Source organism: Plesiocystis pacifica SIR-1 (assembly GCF_000170895.1).
Classification (GTDB): Bacteria; Myxococcota_A; Polyangia; order Nannocystales; family Nannocystaceae; genus Plesiocystis; species Plesiocystis pacifica.
The window spans coordinates 35,537-53,491 of record NZ_ABCS01000034.1 but is presented as its reverse complement, the minus strand read 5'-3'; the positions used below and the strand labels follow the sequence as shown (position 1 = coordinate 53,491).

Annotated in this window: 14 protein-coding genes; 7 read left to right on the top strand and 7 right to left on the bottom strand. The window is 71.5% G+C overall.

All coding sequences use genetic code 11. The annotated features are described in order from the left end of the window. Window positions 1–43 precede the first annotated feature (43 nt). Window positions 44–928: a hypothetical protein gene (locus PPSIR1_RS43120; protein WP_006972674.1), complete on the top strand. Its 885-nt coding sequence runs from the start codon at window positions 44–46 to the stop codon at window positions 926–928. 254 nt (window positions 929–1,182) lie between these two features. On the opposite strand, the gene PPSIR1_RS18650 is transcribed toward PPSIR1_RS43120, so the two are convergent. From PPSIR1_RS18650 to PPSIR1_RS18620, 7 genes are all read right to left on the bottom strand, one after another. Further along, on the bottom strand, window positions 1,183–2,325 hold the full coding sequence (locus PPSIR1_RS18650) for a ribonuclease H family protein (protein WP_006972673.1): 1,143 nt from the start codon (window positions 2,323–2,325) through the stop codon (window positions 1,183–1,185). A gap of 7 nt (window positions 2,326–2,332) precedes the next feature. Further along, on the bottom strand, window positions 2,333–3,112 hold the full coding sequence (locus tag PPSIR1_RS18645; protein ID WP_006972672.1) for a gamma-glutamyl-gamma-aminobutyrate hydrolase family protein: 780 nt from the start codon (window positions 3,110–3,112) through the stop codon (window positions 2,333–2,335). Then, window positions 3,109–5,226, bottom strand: coding sequence for a M3 family metallopeptidase (locus tag PPSIR1_RS18640; protein ID WP_045116292.1), 2,118 nt, complete (start codon window positions 5,224–5,226; stop codon window positions 3,109–3,111). The genes PPSIR1_RS18645 and PPSIR1_RS18640 overlap by 4 nt, the downstream gene beginning before the upstream one ends. 117 nt (window positions 5,227–5,343) lie before the next feature. After that, entirely contained in the window at window positions 5,344–6,978 is a 1,635-nt protein-coding gene (locus PPSIR1_RS43115; RefSeq protein WP_198154545.1) for a protein kinase domain-containing protein, read from the bottom strand. 157 nt (window positions 6,979–7,135) lie between these two features. Continuing rightward, on the bottom strand, window positions 7,136–7,840 hold the full coding sequence (locus tag PPSIR1_RS18630; protein ID WP_045116286.1) for a hypothetical protein: 705 nt from the start codon (window positions 7,838–7,840) through the stop codon (window positions 7,136–7,138). A gap of 104 nt (window positions 7,841–7,944) precedes the next feature. Continuing rightward, window positions 7,945–8,529 (bottom strand): hypothetical protein, encoded by a 585-nt coding sequence (locus PPSIR1_RS18625; protein WP_006972668.1) that lies wholly within the window; start codon window positions 8,527–8,529, stop codon window positions 7,945–7,947. Beyond that, complete coding sequence (locus tag PPSIR1_RS18620; protein ID WP_006972667.1) at window positions 8,530–8,949, bottom strand: MAPEG family protein; 420 nt, start codon at window positions 8,947–8,949, stop codon at window positions 8,530–8,532. A 266-nt stretch (window positions 8,950–9,215) separates the two neighbouring features. Between PPSIR1_RS18620 and PPSIR1_RS18615 the strand changes: the two genes are divergently transcribed. From PPSIR1_RS18615 to PPSIR1_RS18590, 6 genes are all read left to right on the top strand, one after another. Continuing rightward, window positions 9,216–11,960: a serine/threonine-protein kinase gene (locus PPSIR1_RS18615; RefSeq protein WP_006972666.1), complete on the top strand. Its 2,745-nt coding sequence runs from the start codon at window positions 9,216–9,218 to the stop codon at window positions 11,958–11,960. A gap of 47 nt (window positions 11,961–12,007) precedes the next feature. Then, window positions 12,008–14,407, top strand: a complete 2,400-nt coding sequence (locus tag PPSIR1_RS18610; RefSeq protein WP_006972665.1) for a PQQ-dependent sugar dehydrogenase — start codon at window positions 12,008–12,010, stop codon at window positions 14,405–14,407. A 171-nt stretch (window positions 14,408–14,578) separates the two neighbouring features. After that, the gene (locus PPSIR1_RS18605) at window positions 14,579–15,565 is read left to right on the top strand and encodes a coiled-coil domain-containing protein (protein ID WP_006972664.1); all 987 of its coding nucleotides are present in this window, start codon (window positions 14,579–14,581) and stop codon (window positions 15,563–15,565) included. Window positions 15,566–15,591: 26 nt separating this feature from the next. After that, the gene (locus PPSIR1_RS18600; RefSeq protein WP_006972663.1) at window positions 15,592–16,674 is read left to right on the top strand and encodes a coiled-coil domain-containing protein; all 1,083 of its coding nucleotides are present in this window, start codon (window positions 15,592–15,594) and stop codon (window positions 16,672–16,674) included. Between the two features lie 483 nt (window positions 16,675–17,157). Continuing rightward, window positions 17,158–17,766 (top strand): YcjF family protein, encoded by a 609-nt coding sequence (locus PPSIR1_RS18595; protein ID WP_157595701.1) that lies wholly within the window; start codon window positions 17,158–17,160, stop codon window positions 17,764–17,766. Then, window positions 17,763–17,945 carry a hypothetical protein gene (locus tag PPSIR1_RS18590; protein ID WP_006972661.1) on the top strand — a complete coding sequence of 61 codons (183 nt, stop codon included), beginning with the start codon at window positions 17,763–17,765 and terminating at the stop codon, window positions 17,943–17,945. The genes PPSIR1_RS18595 and PPSIR1_RS18590 overlap by 4 nt, the downstream gene beginning before the upstream one ends. The last annotated feature ends 10 nt before the right edge of the window (window positions 17,946–17,955 follow it).

Sequence of the window (17,955 nt, the reverse complement as noted above, 5' to 3'; positions counted from 1 at the left end):
GGGCCCGTGGCGCGCCACGGAGAGCTTTGCTAAGCCACCCAGGATGGCCTTCCCTACCCGAGCCTCCCTCGCCTCCCTCCCCCTCGCGCTCGTTTTCACCCTCGCCTGCGTCCCCGCCGAAGAGGAGGAAGGCAGCGACAGCGCCGCCGAGCAGGGCAGCGAAGAGGCCACCTCGGCGAACACCGAGGACACCACGGACACGACCGAGGACACCTCGACCGAGGACACCTCGGGGTCGACCGAAGAGAGCACCGAGGACACCTCGGAGTCGACCGAAGAGAGCACCGAGGACAGCTCCTCCGAGGACACCACCACCGAGGACACCGGGACCGAGGACACCACCACGGAAGACACCGGGACCGAGGACACCACCACCGAGGACACCGGGACCGAAGAGAGCACCGAGGACACCAGCTCCGAGGACACCACCGAGACCACCGGCGGCCTCGACTGCCTCGCCGACGACAGCTTCGAGGACAACGACGTCGAGGCCGACGCGGCCCTGGTCCCCTGGCAGGCCAACAACGGATTTTGGATCGAGACCGACTTCGAGGCGACGCTGTGCGAGGACGAAGACTGGTACGCCTTCGACCTCGACGTGAACATGCTCGACGGCGATCCTTCGAACTTCGCCCTCTTCCTCGACATCATCGTCCAGGGCTCGAGCTGGTGCGGCTCGGGCTGCGAGGAGCCCGAGCTCCCCGCCGCCGAGGAGAACACCATCTCCATCGAGCTCTACGAGGCCTCGACCATGAACCTGCTCGTCGCCCAGACCTCGCAAAAGGGGCGCATCAACGTCGACAAGTCCGGGGCCGTCTACGGCCAGGACCTGATCCTGCGCGTCTACGGGCCCGCCGTGGTCAACTACCTCTACGACGTCAGCTTCAACGTGCGCTTCGACGCCGTCGAAGACGAGTGCGAGTGCTGAGCCTGCTCTACCCCCCCAGGCATCTGAGGATCGGGGGCGCTTCGTCGCTATCCGCTCCTCCGCTTTGGCTTGACAGCAGTCTCTGAGCTCTCCGCCTCCGCCAGCGCCCCGAGGGGGCGCTTCGTTGATCGCAGTCGCTCCCCTCGAGGGGCGATTGCTGGCTCAGGGCCCCGCACGACGTAGACCTGCTCGCCCGCTGCGCGTCGACCTCGGGGTGATCGGGGAGGTCGGCGGCGGCGCTGGCGAGAGAGCGCCTACTTGGACCGGATCCACTTGCTGCGCGGGAGGCCGCCGGCCTCCCCGAGGGCCGCCTCGACCTCGGCGATGAAGCGCTTGGCGTCCTCCGGGTAGCCCGCGGTCGGGCGCAGCTCGGCGACCTTGGCCGCGAAGTGGCGGTTCATCCCGCGCAAGATCAACTCGCGCAGGTACTTGGCGAGGATCGAGGCCCACGAGATGCGCGGATCGAGGCGGTCGCCGCCCATGACGAAGCCCAGGTCGACGCGCTGCAGCGGGCCGCCCTGCTCGAGGCCCGGCAGGCCCAGGCGGTAGTGGCTGCGCGGCCGCGCCTCGTCGAGGATGCGCAGGTAGGGGTCGGGACAGCGCTCGGCTCCGCCGAAGAGATCGAGGTTGGTCGAGGGGTCCACCCGCGGCCCCGAGCCGGCCTCGGCGAGCACGGGGAAGGCCCGGCGCAGGGGATCGGCGTAGGCCTGGCGGCCGCCGGCCTTGTCGCACCACAGCGAGACGGCCTCGATGGGCTGACCAGGCTCGCCCTCGGTCAACAGCGAGCCCAGCGCGACCGCGCTCAGGCGCAGCACGGCGTGGGTCGCCCAGGTGTTCTTCGTGCCGCCGCGCTCGCCCTCGACGCCCAGCTCTCGGTTGATGCGCGCGGCTGACAGCAAGTCCGCGCCGTACCACAGGGCCTCGACCCCCGCCGCGTCCGCGGCCGCGCGCAGACCCTCCCCCAGGGCCTCGACGCGCCCGCGCCCGGCCGCGCTGCCCGGGTCCGCCCCGGCGACCGGCAGGGCCTCGTCGAGGCGCGCCCACCACGGGACGCCGCGGCGATCCTCCGGGCGCTCGCCGGGCTGCGAGCAGACCAGCGCGACGAGCTCCGCGACCGTCCGGGGCACCCGCCCGTGGACCCACGCGACCGTCGCCAGGGCCGTCCGCTCGATGCGCTCGAGCTTGCGCGTGCCCGCGTGGATCTTCTTGCTGTCGCCGACCTCCAGGCGACCGTCCCGGGTCCCCGGCGGGCCCACGGCCTCGGCCAGCGGGGCCAGCAGGTCGTCCATGGGACCCGCGGGCGCTTCGTCGCCCCGGCGCCGCGTCACGAAGCCGCCGATCACCAGCGGCCCCAGGGTCGGCCCGAGGCCCGCCTCGTCGAAACCTGCGCGAATCACCCGGCGCTCACCGACGCTCGTTGCACACGCCCAGGTAGGCCTCGAAGGCCATGCGCCCGGGGCTGCGGTGCGGCCCGCCGACCTCGGATCCGTCGAGCCACTCGGGGTGCCACTGCACGCCGACGATCCAGCGCTCGTCGGTGATCGACTCGACCGCCTCGATGATCCCGTCGGGCGCCCGCGCGACGACCCGCAGGCCCTCTCCGGGCTGCTTCACCGCCTGGTGGTGGATGGTGTTGGTGAGCAGCTCCTCGCTGTCCCAGGCCCGCGCCACCCACGAGTCCGACTCGAGGCGCACGCCGTGCTCGATGACCTCGTAGCGGTGCCAGTCGCGGTGCACCAAGCTGCCCTCGACCTGCGTATTGATGTCCTGGTAGAGGCTCCCGCCCAGGCCCACGTTGATCACCTGGGCGCCGCGGCACACCCCGAACACGGGCTTTTTGTGGGCCAGGGCCAGCTCCAGGGCGGAGAACTCGAAGCGGTCACGGACCGCGTCGCCGTTCCACTCGGGGCGCAGGGCCTCCTCGCCGTAGTGGCCCGGGTGCACGTCGGCGCCGCCTTGGAGGAGCAGGCCGTCGCAGCTCGCCACGGCCTCCTCGACGGCGTCGCGCTCGTCGAGGTCGAGGATCTGCACGGGCAGGCCGCCCGCGCGCCACACCGCCAGGGCCATCTTCTTCTCGGTGTACTGCAGCGCCTTGCCCTTGAACAGCGGGCGCTCGGGGTCCTCGTGCATCAGGCAGGCCGGGATGCCGATGCGCGGGCGTTGGTGCAGCTTCGGCTCGCTCACGCCGCCCCCTGGCTAGGCAGCAGACCTTCGCGCGCGAGCAAAGCGTCGAGCTCGGGGTCGCGGCCGCGGAAGGCCCGGTAGAGCTCGGCGGGATCGCGGCTGTTGCCCCGGGCCAGGATCTCCCGGCGAAAGCGCGTGCCGGTCTCGCGGTCGAAGACCCCCTTCTCCTTGAACAGCCCGAAGGCGTCGGCGTCGAGGACCTCGGCCCACTTGTAGCTGTAGTAGCCCGAGGCGTAGGCCACGGCGCCCGCGAACAGGTGGCTGAAGGCGCAGATCATCGCGTAGTCCTCGGGCAAGTCGGCGAGGCTGAAGGGGTCGGCGACCTCGCGGGCGTAGTCCAGCAAGGACGGCCGCTCGCCGCTGTCGTCGCCGAGCTTGGCCGCGTACTCGAGGTGCAGGGCCAGGTCGACGGTGGCGAAGCCCAGCTGGCGCATCTGCGCGCTGGCGCTGCGGAAGTTCTTGGCCCGGATCATCTTGTCGAAGAGATCGTCCGGGATGGGCTCGCCGGTCTCCCAGTGGCGCGCGAACAGGTCGAGGGAGGCCCGCTCCCAGCACCAGTTCTCCATGATCTGCGAGGGCAGCTCGACGAAGTCCCAGGCCACGTTGGTCCCGGCCAGGCTGCGGATCTCGACCTCCGAGAGCATGTGGTGGAGCAGGTGGCCGAACTCGTGGAAGATGGTCTCGACCTCGCGGTGGGTGAGCAGGGCCGGCTTGCCGTCCACGGGCTTGGTCAGGTTGCCGCACATCAGCCCGAGGTGACGCTCGCCGCCGCTGCCGTCGGCGTTGGGCGGAAGCCCGGTCATCAGCGCGTTCATCCACGCCCCGCCGCGCTTGCTCTCGCGGGGGTGGAAGTCGGCGTAGAAGCAGCCGAGGCTGCGCCGCGCCTCGCCCTCACCGTCAAAGATCTCGTAAGTGCGCACGTCCGGGTGCCAGGTCGGCAGCTCGTCGGTGGTCTCGACCTCGATGCCGTAGAGGCGCTGGACCAGCTCGAACATGCCCGCGAGCACGGACTCGAGCGCGAAGTAGGGGCGCAGGGCCTCGTCGTCGAAGTCGTAGAGCGCCCTGCGCTGGCGCTCGGCCCAGTAGCCCACGTCCCAGGGCTGCAGCTCGCCCACGGAGGGGTCGCGCTCGGCCACGAAGGCGCGCAGCTCCTCGCTCTCGCGGGCGAAGAAGGGCTCGGTCTTGGCCTGGAGATCGCGGACGAAGTCCCGCGCCGACTCGCCCCGCTTGGCCATGCGGTCCTCGAGGACCAGATCAGCGAAGTTGGCGTAGCCGAGCAGCTGCGCCCGCTCCTCGCGCAGGCGCAGGATCGTCTCGATGTGCCCGCGGTTGTCGAACTCGTCCGCGCTCGCCCGGCGGGTGTAGGCCCGCCAGACCTGCTCGCGGATCGCCCGGTCGTCCATGTAGGTCAAGATCGGGATCCACGAGGGCGCCTGCAGGGTGAAGCGCCAGCCCTCGACGCCCTTTTGCTCCGCCGAGGCCCGGGCCGCCGCGATCGCGCTCTCGGGCAGCCCGGCGAGCTTGGCCTCGTCCTCGGGCGCGATCACCAGCTCGAAGGCGTTGGTCGCGTCGAGGGCGTTTTGCGAGAACTTGGTCGTGGTCTGGGTCAGCTCGAGGGCGATGGCCGCGAGGCGCTCCTTGCCCGCCTCGTCGAGCTCGGCCCCGTTGCGCTTGAAGGCGTCGAGCAGCCGGGTCAGCAGCCGCGCCGCCGTCGGGTCCGTGTCCGGCAGGGCCTTGGCCTCGTCCGTGGCCGCGTAGTCGCGCAGCGCCGCGTAGAGCCCGGCGTGCTGGTAGACCGAGGACGAGAAGGCGCTGACCTTGGGCTGGATGGCCTCGTAGGCCCCGCGCAGCTCGTCGTTGGTCATCACCGACTCGAGGTGCGCGACCACGCCGACGGCCCACTCGAGGCCGCGGCCGAGCTCTTCGAAGGCGTCGAGGGTGTTGGCCCGGTCGCGGGTCCCGCCCTCGGGGGTCGCGGCGATGGCCTCGACCTGCGCCTGCGCCTGCGCGAGGAGCTCGTCGACCGCGGGCTCGACGTGCGCCGCCGTGATGGCGTCGAAGGGGATGCGGAAGGTCTCGGTGACCAACGGGTTGTCGTGCGACGCCGTACTCACCCCTTGGTTTTGGCGCTCTGGCTCCAAAAACACAAGCCCCCAACGTGGCGTGGGTGCGCCCAAACGCCCCCCGGACCCGCGAAAGCGCCCGCTCTTCGAGTCGGGGTTGGGGCGCGATCAAAAGCGCAGGTGCTCGCCGAGGGCCTTGCGCAGGCCTCGGGCGTCGCGCAGGGACACCGTGTCGTGCTCGTCGTCGAGGACGAAGAACCGCTCGTACTGGGCGAGGCCGGCGATGATCTGGTCCTGGCTCGAGCCCAGGCTCGACTTGACCGCGCCGACCAGGCGACCCAGGCCCATGGTCGAGCCCAGATCCCGATCCCACTTGCCCCAGCTGCCGAGGATCATCATCGCCGAGTTGGCGATGTCGTGGGCGCTGCGCTCGATGCCGACCCCCATGGCTACCATCCGCCGCTTCTCCTCGCCCTCGGAGAAGCGCTGGGCGAGGGCGCGGATGAACGCGCCCATCCACGGCTTCATGGCGTCGACCTCACTCTCGAGCACCTCCCGCGTCACGACCACGCAGGTGACCTCGGTCAGCGCGACCACGCTCGCCGTGCGCGGGGTCGAGGCCAAGATCGCGGTCTCGCCGAAGACCTCGCCGGCGTGCAGCTTGCGCAGCGACTCCCAGCGCCCGTCGATGCTCTTGAACACCTCGCAGCTGCCGGTGAGGATGATGTAGGCCGCGTCCCCGACCTCGTCCTCGCGGATGATCCAGTCGCCCGGGGCGTACTTTTGCCGGGGGAAGTCGCCGCCGCCCCGGCGAAAGCGCTGGACGTCGCGCTGCAGCTCCTCGACCTTGAGGTAGCGATCGCGGGGCTCGACGGCCATGGCCTTGGCGAGGATGCGGCGCAGCTCTCGAGGCACCGGCAGGTCGTCGGGCAAGCTCGCGCCCCCCTCCTCGGCCTGCATCAGCACCTCGACGGCGCTCGTGCCCCGGTAGGGCGGGTGCCCGGTGAGGATCTCGAACAGCATGGCCCCGAGGGCGAACACGTCGGTGCGCTCGTCGATGGAGCGGTGCTCGCCGCGGGCCTGCTCCGGGCTCATGTAGGCCGGCGTCCCCATGATCACGGTCTCCCGCGCGGCCGACAGCGGGAGCGTGTCCTTGACCCGGCGCGACAGCTCGTAGGGGTTGAGCCCGGCCGGGGGCGGGAGCACCTTCGCGATGCCCCAGTCCATCAGGTAGACCTGCCCGTAGTCGCCGACCATGACGTTCTCGGGCTTGAGGTCGAGGTGGATCACGCCGCGGCTGTGGGCGAAGGCGACGGCGTCGAGGACCTTGGCGAACACGTCGAGCAGGCGCAGCAGGTCGTCGTGCTCGACGGCCGTGGCCACGGGCAGGCCGTCGGATCCGAAGCGGTCGTGGGTCGCCCGCAGGGCGTCGATGAGCGCGGCGAAGGTCCGCCCCTCGACCAGCTTCATCATGAAGAACAGCCGGCCGTCGCCGTTGACCCCGAGCTCGTGGACCGGGACGATGTTCGGGTGGTCGAGCTGACCGGTGATCTGGGCCTCGCGGATGAAGCTGCGGACCGCCAGCATCGAGTGCTCGTTGCCCGGGCGCAGGACCTTGATGGCCACCCGGCGCTGGAGCGCCCCGTCGATGGCCGCGAGGATGCTCGCCATCCCGCCCCGGGCGACCTCGCCCTCGATGCGGATCCGCTGGCTGCGGTCGGGGACCACGGTGTCCAGCAGGGCCTGGACGGCGTCGACCTCGTTGGCCGCGCTGCCGAAGTCCCGGGTGTCGCCGCCGCGCATGGTGGCCATTGTCGCACGGACGCGGGATTTCCGAACAAATCTGGCCAAACGGACGGGTGGCTCCAGCGCGCCCCCAGGACCCGCTCAGACCCGCTCAGACCCGCTCAGCGCCTCTCGCGCTGCTGCGTCCGTGCGCTCGCGCGGACTTTGCGCACCCCTACTCCGGGGCGCACGTGACCATCTCGGTGCGGAAGGTCAGATCCCGATCCCCGTCGATGGACGAGGTCCCTTCGGGGTAGGGATCGCCGTCCTGGTAGCTGAGGTAGCCCGAGGTCTGCTCGGGCACGACGATGCGGAAGGTGTAGCGCTCGCCCACGGCCAGGGGCACCGGCTCGGCGAGCTCGAAGGTCTGCAAGCTCGCGAGGCCGGGCTGGAACACGGCCTCGAAGCTGGTCAGCGTCGTCCCGCCGAGGCCCTCGCCCTCGAGGATCTCGAGGGTCACCGTGGCCGGCTCCGGATCGAGGGGCGAGCCGGTCTCGATGGTCAAGCTCGCCAGGCCCCCCGCGACGCCCGGCGTGAACGACTGCCACACGTCCATGCCCCCGCCGCCGAGGTTCGACTCGAGCTGGCTCTGGTCGGCGATCGAGCCCCCCGCGGGCGTGCAGCTGCAGGTCCCGTCGTTGAGCTCGGCCATGGGGTCGTAGTTCGAGGACCCGGCGACGGTGCAGCCCGTGCACGGACCCCCGGGCCCGCCACAGACCCCGCACTCGTCGATGACCCCCGCGCAGGCCTCGGTCTCGTCGCCCTCGTCTCCCTCGTCCGCGCCCCCCGGATCCGAGAAGCAGCCCAGGCCAAAGCCGAGGACGAGGGCGGGCAGGAGCGGGGCGGGGAAGCTGGTTCGGCAGGGTGAACGGAGACCCATGGCGCGGAGCTTACGACGCATAGCGACACAGCGTCGCGCTATGACGAATGCGCGTTCTCATATCGATATGTTTCCAGCGCTCAACCCCAGGCTCACCCCCAGGCTCACCCATCGAGGAGCTCGACGTAGTCGACCCGGCCCCCCGCGTCGAAGCACAGCGCGACCAGGTAGGGCGTGTTATGCAGCAACATCGGCTCGTGGCGGCAGCAGGTCGAGCCCTCGCTCGAGCCCTTCCCCGGCGCACAGGTCAGCCTGAGCTCGTCCGCGTACGCGCCCAGAGCCAGCGGGTTGAGCCCGCGGCAAGGATCGACGGGGTCCTCTGCGCAGCTCGGGGCCCAGGTCGCGCGGACCTCCCCGAGCCAGGCCTGCGTCTGGCTCGAGGTCACCAGCTCCATCTCGACGGCGGCCTCGCCGACGCTGTTGGAGCGCCGGACCGTCACGTCCGCGCCCGCGTAGGCTTCGAAGGCCGCCCAGTCGCCGTCGCGGAGGGCCTCGTAGACGCCGATGAACATCGCCTCGCGCGTGGGCTCGACCGGCGCGTTCCCGGTGCTGGCCGCCTTCGACGGCGGCGCCTCGACGAGCACCGCGGGCGCAGGATCAGGATCAGCTTCAGGCTCGGCCGGCGCGTCGGCGGCGGGCCGACAGCTCGCCAACACCAGGCACGCGCCGAGCCAGACCCGGCCGCGCACTCAGCTGCCCCCGACCATGCCGAGGACCACGACCGCGACGTTGGCGATGGCCACGGCCGCGAGCGCGAGGAAGGTCAGGATCATGCCCGCCACCCGGCCCTGGGTGGCCGCGGGGTTGGTCCCGTAGCGCGGCAGAGCCCACGCGTGGATCACCCGCCCGAGGACCAGGGTCACGCCGACGGCGTGGGCGACGTAGACGTTGCCGTCGTTGACCTCGAACAGGGCCAGCAGCAAGAGGGTGATCGGGGCGTACTCGATGAGGTTGGCGTGGGCCCGGATCCGCCCCTCCAGCTCCCCGTCGCCGCCGCTCCCCAGGGAGACCTTACGGCTCCGGCGCAGGCGGATGACCCCCGCGGCCAAAACGATCACGAGGAGGCCGAGGATGGCGGCGTAGAGCGGAGCAGCGACGAGCGTGGGCATGGCGCGCGCCGAGCCTACCAGCTTCTGCTCCGAGCTCAGTCGTGAACGATTCACAGTCTCTGAGGCGAACACCAGGGCCCAAGTGTTCCCCTGACCTCGCCGTCCGCCCACATCGCCCACACCGCCGAGCTCCCTCGCTCCCTGCCAAGGGGCGCCGGGAGTGCCAAAAGGCGCCAGGACGCGCCCTCCGAGGCGGGGGCCCATCCCCCCTCGCCGGTCGTGTATCCTAGGCTGAAGTTGCGCCGGAAACCCGGCCTGACGAGGCGATGAGCTCCCTCGAGACAACGGTCACCATCGACTCGTCGACGGCCCGTGGAACCCAGCCAACGCCCGGCATCATCGACGGGCAGAGCCTGCCAAACGTCGCCGGCAAGCTCGACAAGTTCTCGATCCTGCGCAAGATCGGCGCCGGCGGCATGGGGGAGGTCTACGCCGCCTACGACGACCACCTCGGGCGCAAGGTCGCCATCAAGCTGCTGCACGCGGATCTGGGCATCTACAACTCCCGCTTCACCCGCGAGGCCCAGGGCCTGGCCCGGCTCAACCACCCCAACGTGGTCCAGGTCTACGAGCTCGGGGTGTTCCGCGGGAAGCTGTTCATCGTCATGGAGTTCGTGGCGGGGGTCACCCTCAAGCACTGGATCCGAGCCCAACGCCACACCCGCCCGGAGATCCTCGAGGTGTTCATCGCCGCTGGCCGAGGGCTCGCGGCGGCCCACGACGCCAACCTCGTCCACCGCGACTTCAAGCCCGACAACGTCATGGTCGGCAACGACGGCCGCGTCCGCGTCATGGACTTTGGCCTGGTCCACGAGGACGGCGAGTCCGACGACGAGCCCGAGTTCGAGACCAGCGACCACGGCGAGCGCATCGAGCTGTCGCGGGCGCGCTCGGCCCTCAACGTCGAGCTGACCACCCCGGGCTCGCTGCTCGGCACCCCGGCCTACATGGCCCCGGAGCAGCACCTGGGCCTGGCCACGGACGCGCGCTCGGACCAGTTCTCCTTTTGCGTCACGCTGTGGGAGGCCCTCTACGGCTCCCGGCCCTTCAAGGGCGACACCCTCGCCGAGATCGTCGAGTCCGTGACCAAGCACCAGCTGGCCGAGCCGCCGCGCAGCGCCGACGTGCCGACCTGGCTGCGCGCCGTGGTCGAGCGCGGCCTGGCCCACGAGCCCGACGAGCGCTGGCCGAGCATGGCCGAGCTGCTCGCCGCCCTCGAGCAGGACCCGACCCGGCGCCGCCGCTGGCTGCTGACGGGCGTGGGCAGCGTCGCGCTCGCGGCCTTGGGCGTGTTCGCCAACCACCTGCGCGTGGAGAACAAGCGCGAGACGGCCCGGTCCGAGATCGCCGCGGCCACCGAAGAGCGCGAGGCTCGGTGCGCCGCCGAGGCCGGGACCATCGACGAGGTCTGGAACCAGCGCGCCCGCGAGACCATCCGCGGCGCGCTCTTGGCCACCGAGCACCGCTCGGCCGAGAGCGTGTGGGAGCTGACCGGCCCCTCCCTCGACGAGTACGCCGCGGCCTGGGCGACGACCCGCGGCGAGGTCTGCCTGACCGGCGCCCTCGAGCGCGAGCTGGGCTCCGGCGCCCGGGACCTCTACCGGCGCGCGGCCATGGACCTGCCCGAGCCGCCGCTGCCCCTGAGCTCCGAGCAGGCCGAGCTCGCGCGCATCTGCCTCGACGAGCGCCAGGTCGCGCTGACCTCCCTGGTCACCGCGCTCGAGAGCACCCAGGACGCCGGCGGCGTGCTCTTGGCCCTCAACGCCGTGGCCAAGCTGCCGTCGATCACCGACTGCGTCGACCCGGTGGTGCTCGCGTCGAGCGTGCGCCTGCCCTCGGACCCGGCGATCCACAGCGAGGTCACCAAGCTGCGCCAGCGCATCGTGGCCATCGAGTCGCACCACTCCATCGGCGACAACGAGAGCGCCCGGGCCGAGGCCGAGGCCGTGCTCGCCGACGCCCAGCGCGTGGGCTTCGAGCCGCTGACCGCCGAGGCCCACTACTGGGTCGGCTGGCTCGACCTCAAGCTCGGCAACCTCGAGCGGGCCGCGGAGCACCTCGAGGACGCGCTCTTCCTCGGCGGGCGCTCCCACGAGCCCGTGACCCTGCGCGCCGCCTCGAGCCTGGTCTTCCTGCACACCGAGCACAAGCGGGACTACGACGCGGCCCTGCGCTGGGGCCGGCTCGGGCAGCTGTTCGCGGACCTCACCGAGGCCCACGACGGCCTCGCCGAGGCCAAGCTGCTGTCGGACATCGGCACGGTCTACTCCAAGCAGCAAGAGCAAGATCAGTCCATCGAGTACTTCACCAAGGCGCTGCAGATCTACGAGTCGCGCCTGCCCCCGGGGCACCCGGACCTGGCGCTGATCCTCAACAACCTCGGCATGGATCACTACCAGCGCGAGGACTACGACAACGCCCTCAACTACCACCGCCGCGCCCTCGACCTGCGCCAGCAGAGCCTGCCCCCGGGGCACTCGGACATCGGCGTGACCCGCTACAACCTCGGCCTGGTCTACGAGCGCCAAAAGGCCCACACCCTCGCCGTCGAGTCCTACACCGCGGCCCTCGACATCTGGGAGGCGGGCTACGCCAACCAGCGCGGGACCATCGCGCTGATCGCCAACAGCCTGGGCCGCGCCCAGCTGGCCGCCGGCTCCCTCGACGAGGCCGAAAAGCAGCTCGAGCGCGCCCTCGAGCTGCGCCTGGCCGCGGACGCCAACACCCTGCCCCGGGACCGCGCCGAGACCCGCTACCTGCTCGCGCAGGTGCGCTGGAAGCAGGACGACCGCGAGGGCGCGCGCGCGCTGGCCCTCGCCGCCCACGGCGACTTTCGCGGCACCAAGCTCGAGCGCGCCGACCCCGAGACGCGCCGCATCGCCGAGGCCATCGAGGTCTGGCTCGAGGCGCGCGACCTGCTCCCCGCCGAGCCCGCCCCCGCGACACCCGGCGCAGACGCGGAGGACGCAGAAGCTGCTGGCTCCGAGGCTGGCAGCGGCGACGCGGGTTGACGCGCCGACCTGCCAATCGCGGCGGGATGGCGCATCATGGATGGACCGTGGGTCGCCCAGCTACCGCCTCGCTCCAAGCGCTCGCCCTCGCGGCGCTGTGGACCGGCTCGGTCATGGCCTGCGCCCCGCCGCAGGGGCCCCAGGCCGAAGCCAGCGACGACGAAGCGGGCAGCGAGGCCGACACGGGCGACGACACGGGCGACGACGGGGGCGAAGGCCAGCCCGAGGACGAGCCCCTGCCGCCCCTGGGCGAGCGACCCGAGGACCACGACTGCCGCCTCGAGGGTCGCCCCGCCGAGGCCCTGCCCGGCCTGCGCGCCCGGGTCCCCGAGCCCTGGACCGCCCTCGGCACGAGCTTCCCCGCCGCCGTCCAAATCCTGCCCGCGCCCGGCGAGCAGCTTGTCCCCTCCCTGCTCGTCGTCGAGGCCGACGGCGCGATCTGGCAGGCCCGACCCGAGCACCCCTCGCTGGCCGACGTGCCGCCCACGAAGGTCCTCGACCTCGGCCCTCGGGTCGCCGCGCCGAGCCCAGACCTGCCGCAGCGCCGGGGCCTGATGGCCGCCGCCGTGGCGCCCGACGCCACCGCCGTGTTCGTCCACTACCAGCGCGCCAACTCGCCCCAGCGCACCCGAGTGGCCCGCTACCCCCTCGAGCTCCAGGCCAACGGCGACCTCGACATCGACGTCAACGCCGAGCTGGTGGTGCTCGACATCGACCACGAGGGCTGGCTCGCCCTCGGCGGCGGGCTGAGCTTCGACGCGGACGGCATGCTGCTGATCGGCACGGGCGACGACGCGGCCGCGGCCCCGACGAGCCCCGAGTCCTCCCCGGCCACCGACCCCCTCGACCCCCGCGGCGCCGTGCTGCGCGTGGACGTCTCGGCCCCGGGATCGGGCTACGCCGTCCCGGCCGACAACCCCTTCGCCGGCTCGGACGCGGGCGCCGACGAGGTCTACGCCGTGGGCCTCCACGACCCGCGGCTGTGCTTCGCCGGACCGGCCGGGGCGAGCTGGTGCGTCGATCGGGGCTCGGGCCTGCGCGACGAGCTCAACCGCGTCGAGGCCGGGCGCGACTACGGCTGGCCGCGGGTCGAGGGCTACCTGTGCACGGGCAGCGGGGGCGAGTGCGATCCCGCGTTGACCCTCGGGCCCCACGCCGACTACGGCTTCGACGACTTCGAGCCGACCATCAGCCACTGCGAGCTCCGGGGCGGGCTGGTCTACGCCGGCGCGAGCCTGGGCGCCGACGCCCTCGGCCTCGACCCGGGCCAGGGCCTCGACGGCGCCGTGCTGTTTGGCGACCGCTGCTCCGGTCGGATCTGGGGCCTGCGCCCGGAGGTGGGCCCGGGCGCCTTCGAGGTCGTCGGCTGGCTCGAGTCCGACACCCCCAACGCCGCGGGCGTCGGCGTCCTGGCCCTCGGCGCGGACTCGGCGGGCGAGCCCTGGCTCATCGACAGCGCCGGCGGCCTCGCCCAGCTCACCCTCGACCCCCACGGCGTCCCCGGCAGCTTGCCGACCACCCTCTCGACCACCAGCTGCTTCGCGCCGGACTTCAGCCCCGACCCCGAGCTCGTCCCCTTCCAGGTCGCCTCGGCCCTGTGGAGCGACGGCCTGAGCAAGCGCCGCTACCTCGTGCTGCCTCCAGACGAGCGCATCGAGGCCTTCCCCGACGGGCGCTGGTCCTTCCCCGAGGGCAGCGTGCTGATCAAGACCTTCAGCGCCGACGACGGCGACGCCCCCGTCGAGACCCGCTTCATGGTCCGCCGAAATGGCGTGTGGACCTTCTACTCCTACCGCTGGCGCGAGGACCTCAGCGACGCCGACTTGCTCGCGGGCGGCGACACGCGAGACCTCGGGAGCTTCGAGTGGGCCTTCCCCGCTCGGGCCGACTGCCAGACCTGCCACGGCTTCGCCTCCGGCCGACCGCTGGGGCCGACCACTGTGCAGATGAACCGAGCGGTGCGCTACGGCGATCGCAGCGAGAGCGTCGAGGCCCAGCAGCTCGACGCCCTGGTCGAGGCGGGTTACCTCGCCTTTGCCGACGGATTCGTCGAGACCCAGCAGGGCGAATCCGTCGCCCCACAGCTCCCGGCCCTGCCCGACTTCCGCGACACGGACCTGCCCGTCGACGTGCGCGCCCGGGCATACATGCACGCCAACTGCTCGCACTGTCACCACCCCGAGTGGATGCGCCCAGACCTGCGCTACCCCACCTCGCTGGCCGATACCGGGGTTTGCGAGCCCAGCGAGTTCCCCAACCCGTGGACCGACGAGGGCAGCCCGGCGCTGCCGCGGGTCGCCCCGGGGGACCCCGAAGGCTCGATCCTGTGGCTGCGCACCGGCACCCGCGACGAGGGCAAGATGCCCGCGCTCGGCTCCGCGCTCGTCGACCCCACCGGCCACGCCCTGCTCGGTGCGTGGATCGAGTCGCTCTCGACCTGTCCGTGAATCGGTCGAGTTGAATCGACGCCACGCACACTCGCCCCCGAACGCCGGGCGGGTATGCCGGAAAAGTCCCCATTCGCGCGTCGCCTTCGCTAGACTTCGCGCGAATCGCGGCGCGTCCCTCTGCGCCCGATCATCGACTGCGAACCCCGACGCCACCGAACGCACCCACTCATGAGCACCACCGAACCCAAATCACGCGAGGCCATTGAAGCGTCCTTTGCGACCCTGTTGAGCGCCCACCGCAAGCGCGCCAGTCAGATCGAGACTCGAGCCGAGGCCGCCGAGCGTGGCCGCGAGCGCGAGGTCGTCGACCAGGCCTCGGCCTACACCGTCGACGCCATCGTCAAGGGCCTCGCCGAGCTGCAGCTCGAGTTCTCCAAGGCCCTCGACGGCCTCGCCGATCGCATGGAAGGCGAGTCCGGCAAGGTCGGCCAGCTGCGCCGCGCCATCGAGATCGAGCGCCGCCGCCTCGCCGAGCTCGAGGACCTGACCGTCGCCGCCGAGGCCGTGGCCCTGCTCGAGCAAGATCACGCCCGCAAGCTCGCGGACCTCGACGCCAAGATCACCAGCCAGCAAGAAGAGCTCGACGCCCGCATCGACAAGGCCCGCGACGCCTGGGCCGAAGAGGACAAGGCGCGCGAGGAAGAGGACGCCGCCTACAAGGCCCGGATCGAGGCCGAGCGCAAGGCCGAAGAGGACGAGCACAGCTACGCCCGCGAGCGCGCGGCCCAGCAGACCGAGGACCAGCAGGCCGAGCGCCGCCGCGACCTCGAGCGCGAGCTGGCCGCGACCACGGCCGAGAAGGACAAGGACTGGGCCAGCCGCGAGGCGACCCTCGACGGCCAGGCCGAAGAGACCGCCGCGCTGCTGACCAAGGTCGAGGGCATGGACGAGGCCATCGCCGAGGCCGAGCAAAAGGCCCGCGACAAGGCCATCGCCTCGATCAAGCGCGACGCCAGCCACGAAGCCAACCTGCGCGACCGCGAGGCGGCCAACGCCTCCGCCGTGTTCGAGCTCAAGATCCAGACCCTCGAAAAGCGCATCGCCGACCAGAGCGCGCACATGGAGGACCTGTCCCAGCGCCTGAACGCCGCCCTGGCCCAGGCCCAAAAGCTCGCCACCGAGGCCCTCCGCGGCGCCCACCAAGAGCGCGGCTGAGCCCGCCGGACTGAGGAGATTCAAGCATGACCAGCCCCATCAAGGACATCAGCAAGCGCGACACCAAGGCCGTCATCTTCGCGGCCTACGAGGACCTCGCCAAGGCCTACCGCGCCCTCGACAAGAAGCACACGGCGCTCGAGAAGAAAAAGGGCGGCGCCAGCTCGGCTTCGGCCCAAAAGGCCCTGCCCCCCGCCCCCGGCGACGCGACCTCGGGGGGCCCCTCGGGCTCCCTCGCCGAGCAGCTCTCGGCGATCGGCGGCCACATCGGTGAGCACACCTCCAGCCTCCAGCAGCGCCTGACCGCCGAGGCCGTCGCCCTGCTCGAGGTCCACAGCCAGGTCGAGGCGCTGACCAACGATCTGAGCCGGCTCTACAACATCGAGGCCAAGGAGGGCGCCCTCGCCGGCCTCGTCGCCGACTACGAGGCCAAGTCCCAGGCCTACGCCGACGAGCTGTCCGAGAAGCGCGAGGCCGCCGAGCAGGCCCTGTCCGACAAGCGCGACGCCTTCGCCAAGGAGAAGGCCAGCCGCGAGCAGCAGGTCAGCGAGCAGATCGCCGAGCGCGACAAGGCCCGCGCCCGCGAGGAGGAGGCCTTCGAGTACAGCCGCGACCAGAGCCGCAAGCGCGAGGCCGACGAGGCCGAGCAGGCCACCAAGGCCTTCGAGGCCGAGCTCGTCGAGCTGCGCGAGAAGCAAGAGGCCCAGTGGGCCGCCCGCGAGCAGGCCATCGCCGAGCGCGAGGCTCAGCGCCTCGAGCTCGAGGCCAAGGCCGAGGGCTTCGAGGACGCCCTCGCGGCCGCGCGCAAGAAGGGCGAGAGCGAGGGCATGAGCATCGCCCGGCGCGACTCCAAGGTCGCCGCCGAGCTGGCCACCAAGGACATCGAGGGCAAGTCCGAGGTCTCCGTGCTCCAGATCGCCAGCCTCGAGGAGACCCTCGCCAAGCAGACCAAGCAGATCAGCGGGCTCGAGAAGCAGCTCGACACCGCGCTGACCCAGGCCCAGGACCTCGCCGTCAAGGCCATCGAGGGCTCGTCGAACGCGACCTCCTTCGAGGCCATCCGCGAGATCGCCATGGAGCAGGCGAAGAACTCCAGCAAGGGCAAATGACTCGCGCCAGCGGGGGCCCCGCCCGAGCTTCCCGGCCACCAGGACGGGACTCGTCGGGGGCCCTCGCCGCTCGCGCGGCGCGGGCCTGAGACCCTTCACGATCCGGGCACGCACCGAGGGCTAGCGACCCCGCCAGCGACCAAAAAGACACCGACCACCGTCCGGCATCAGTGCCGAGCGGTGGTCGGTGTTTTACATCGCGTTTGATGAAACGTGTCGGGCCCAAGAGGGCCTCAGCTACGTCTCAACCGCGTCCGGGAGGGCTCTGGTACATGGCGGTTGCTCCTTGGCGAGGTTGGGTTGGTCGACGATTTCGCCCCCAACCGACTGGCTCTGTCCAGTCTCAGGGCGGCGAGTCGATACGCTCACAAGCTACCGCAGCGACGCGAGCCGAGGCAAGCGCAAACACGGCCGCGACGCGGAGCAAACACGACCTCGCTCGGCCGTGGTATCACACGATCCCGACCGAAGGTGAGCGACGCGATGGCGACCCAGTCTGACACCGACAACACCAGCGATGCGTCCACCGGCGCCGAGACCAACGGAGCCAGCGCGCCGTCCCAGGGCTCGGGCGATCGAGAGTCCCGCCTGCTCAAGGCCGAGGCCATCGTGCACCGCAACGTGCTGTGGGCCTTCAGCGCGGGCATCCTGCCCCTGCCGATGTTCGACCTCGTGGCGATCACCGGCGTGCAGGTCAAGCTGCTCAAGGAGCTCAGCGACCTCTACGGCCTCGAGTTCACCGAGGGCATCGCCAAGAAGGCGGTCACCTCCCTGCTCGTCGGGATGGGCGGGGTCGGCCTCGGCGGGGCCATCGGCGCCAGCATGCTCAAGTTCGTGCCCGTGGTCGGCTACGCCCTCTCGGCGGCCAGCGTGCCCGTGGTCTCGGGCGCCCTGACCCACGCCGTCGGCCGGGCCTTCATCATGCACTTCGAGTCGGGCGGCACCATCCTCGACTTCGACCCCAAGGCGATGCGCGAGTTCTTCAAGACCGAGTTCGAGAGGGCCAAGGAGACCGTGTCCAAGCTCGATCCCAAGCAGGCCAAGGCGGCCGCCAGCAGCGAGCCCGAGATCGAGGTCACCCCGACGCCATGAGCCTCGTCGCCATCGCCCTGCCGGTGCTCGCGATCGTCGGCGCCGGGCTGGTCGGCAGCACCCGCCGGCTCGGCTTTTGGCTGACGATCCTGGTGTCCATCTTCCTGACCCCCATCGGCGGCTTCGTGGCCGCGTGGCTGTCTGGGCCCAAGCCCTACCGCCCGCCCCGAACCAGCTAGAAGCAGCGGA

What these genes read in the sequence shown, in the direction of transcription:
- PPSIR1_RS18605 (WP_006972664.1), top strand. Translation starts at nt 14,579, where the DNA reads ATGAGCACCACCGAACCCAAATCACGCGAGGCCATTGAAGCGTCCTTT.
- PPSIR1_RS43120 (WP_006972674.1), top strand. Translation starts at nt 44, where the DNA reads ATGGCCTTCCCTACCCGAGCCTCCCTCGCCTCCCTCCCCCTCGCGCTC.
- PPSIR1_RS18615 (WP_006972666.1), top strand. Translation starts at nt 9,216, where the DNA reads ATGAGCTCCCTCGAGACAACGGTCACCATCGACTCGTCGACGGCCCGT.
- PPSIR1_RS43115 (WP_198154545.1), bottom strand. Translation starts at nt 6,978, where the DNA reads ATGCGCGGCGGCGACACCCGGGACTTCGGCAGCGCGGCCAACGAGGTC.
- PPSIR1_RS18620 (WP_006972667.1), bottom strand. Translation starts at nt 8,949, where the DNA reads ATGCCCACGCTCGTCGCTGCTCCGCTCTACGCCGCCATCCTCGGCCTC.
- PPSIR1_RS18595 (WP_157595701.1), top strand. Translation starts at nt 17,158, where the DNA reads ATGGCGACCCAGTCTGACACCGACAACACCAGCGATGCGTCCACCGGC.
- PPSIR1_RS18600 (WP_006972663.1), top strand. Translation starts at nt 15,592, where the DNA reads ATGACCAGCCCCATCAAGGACATCAGCAAGCGCGACACCAAGGCCGTC.
- PPSIR1_RS18630 (WP_045116286.1), bottom strand. Translation starts at nt 7,840, where the DNA reads ATGGGTCTCCGTTCACCCTGCCGAACCAGCTTCCCCGCCCCGCTCCTG.
- PPSIR1_RS18590 (WP_006972661.1), top strand. Translation starts at nt 17,763, where the DNA reads ATGAGCCTCGTCGCCATCGCCCTGCCGGTGCTCGCGATCGTCGGCGCC.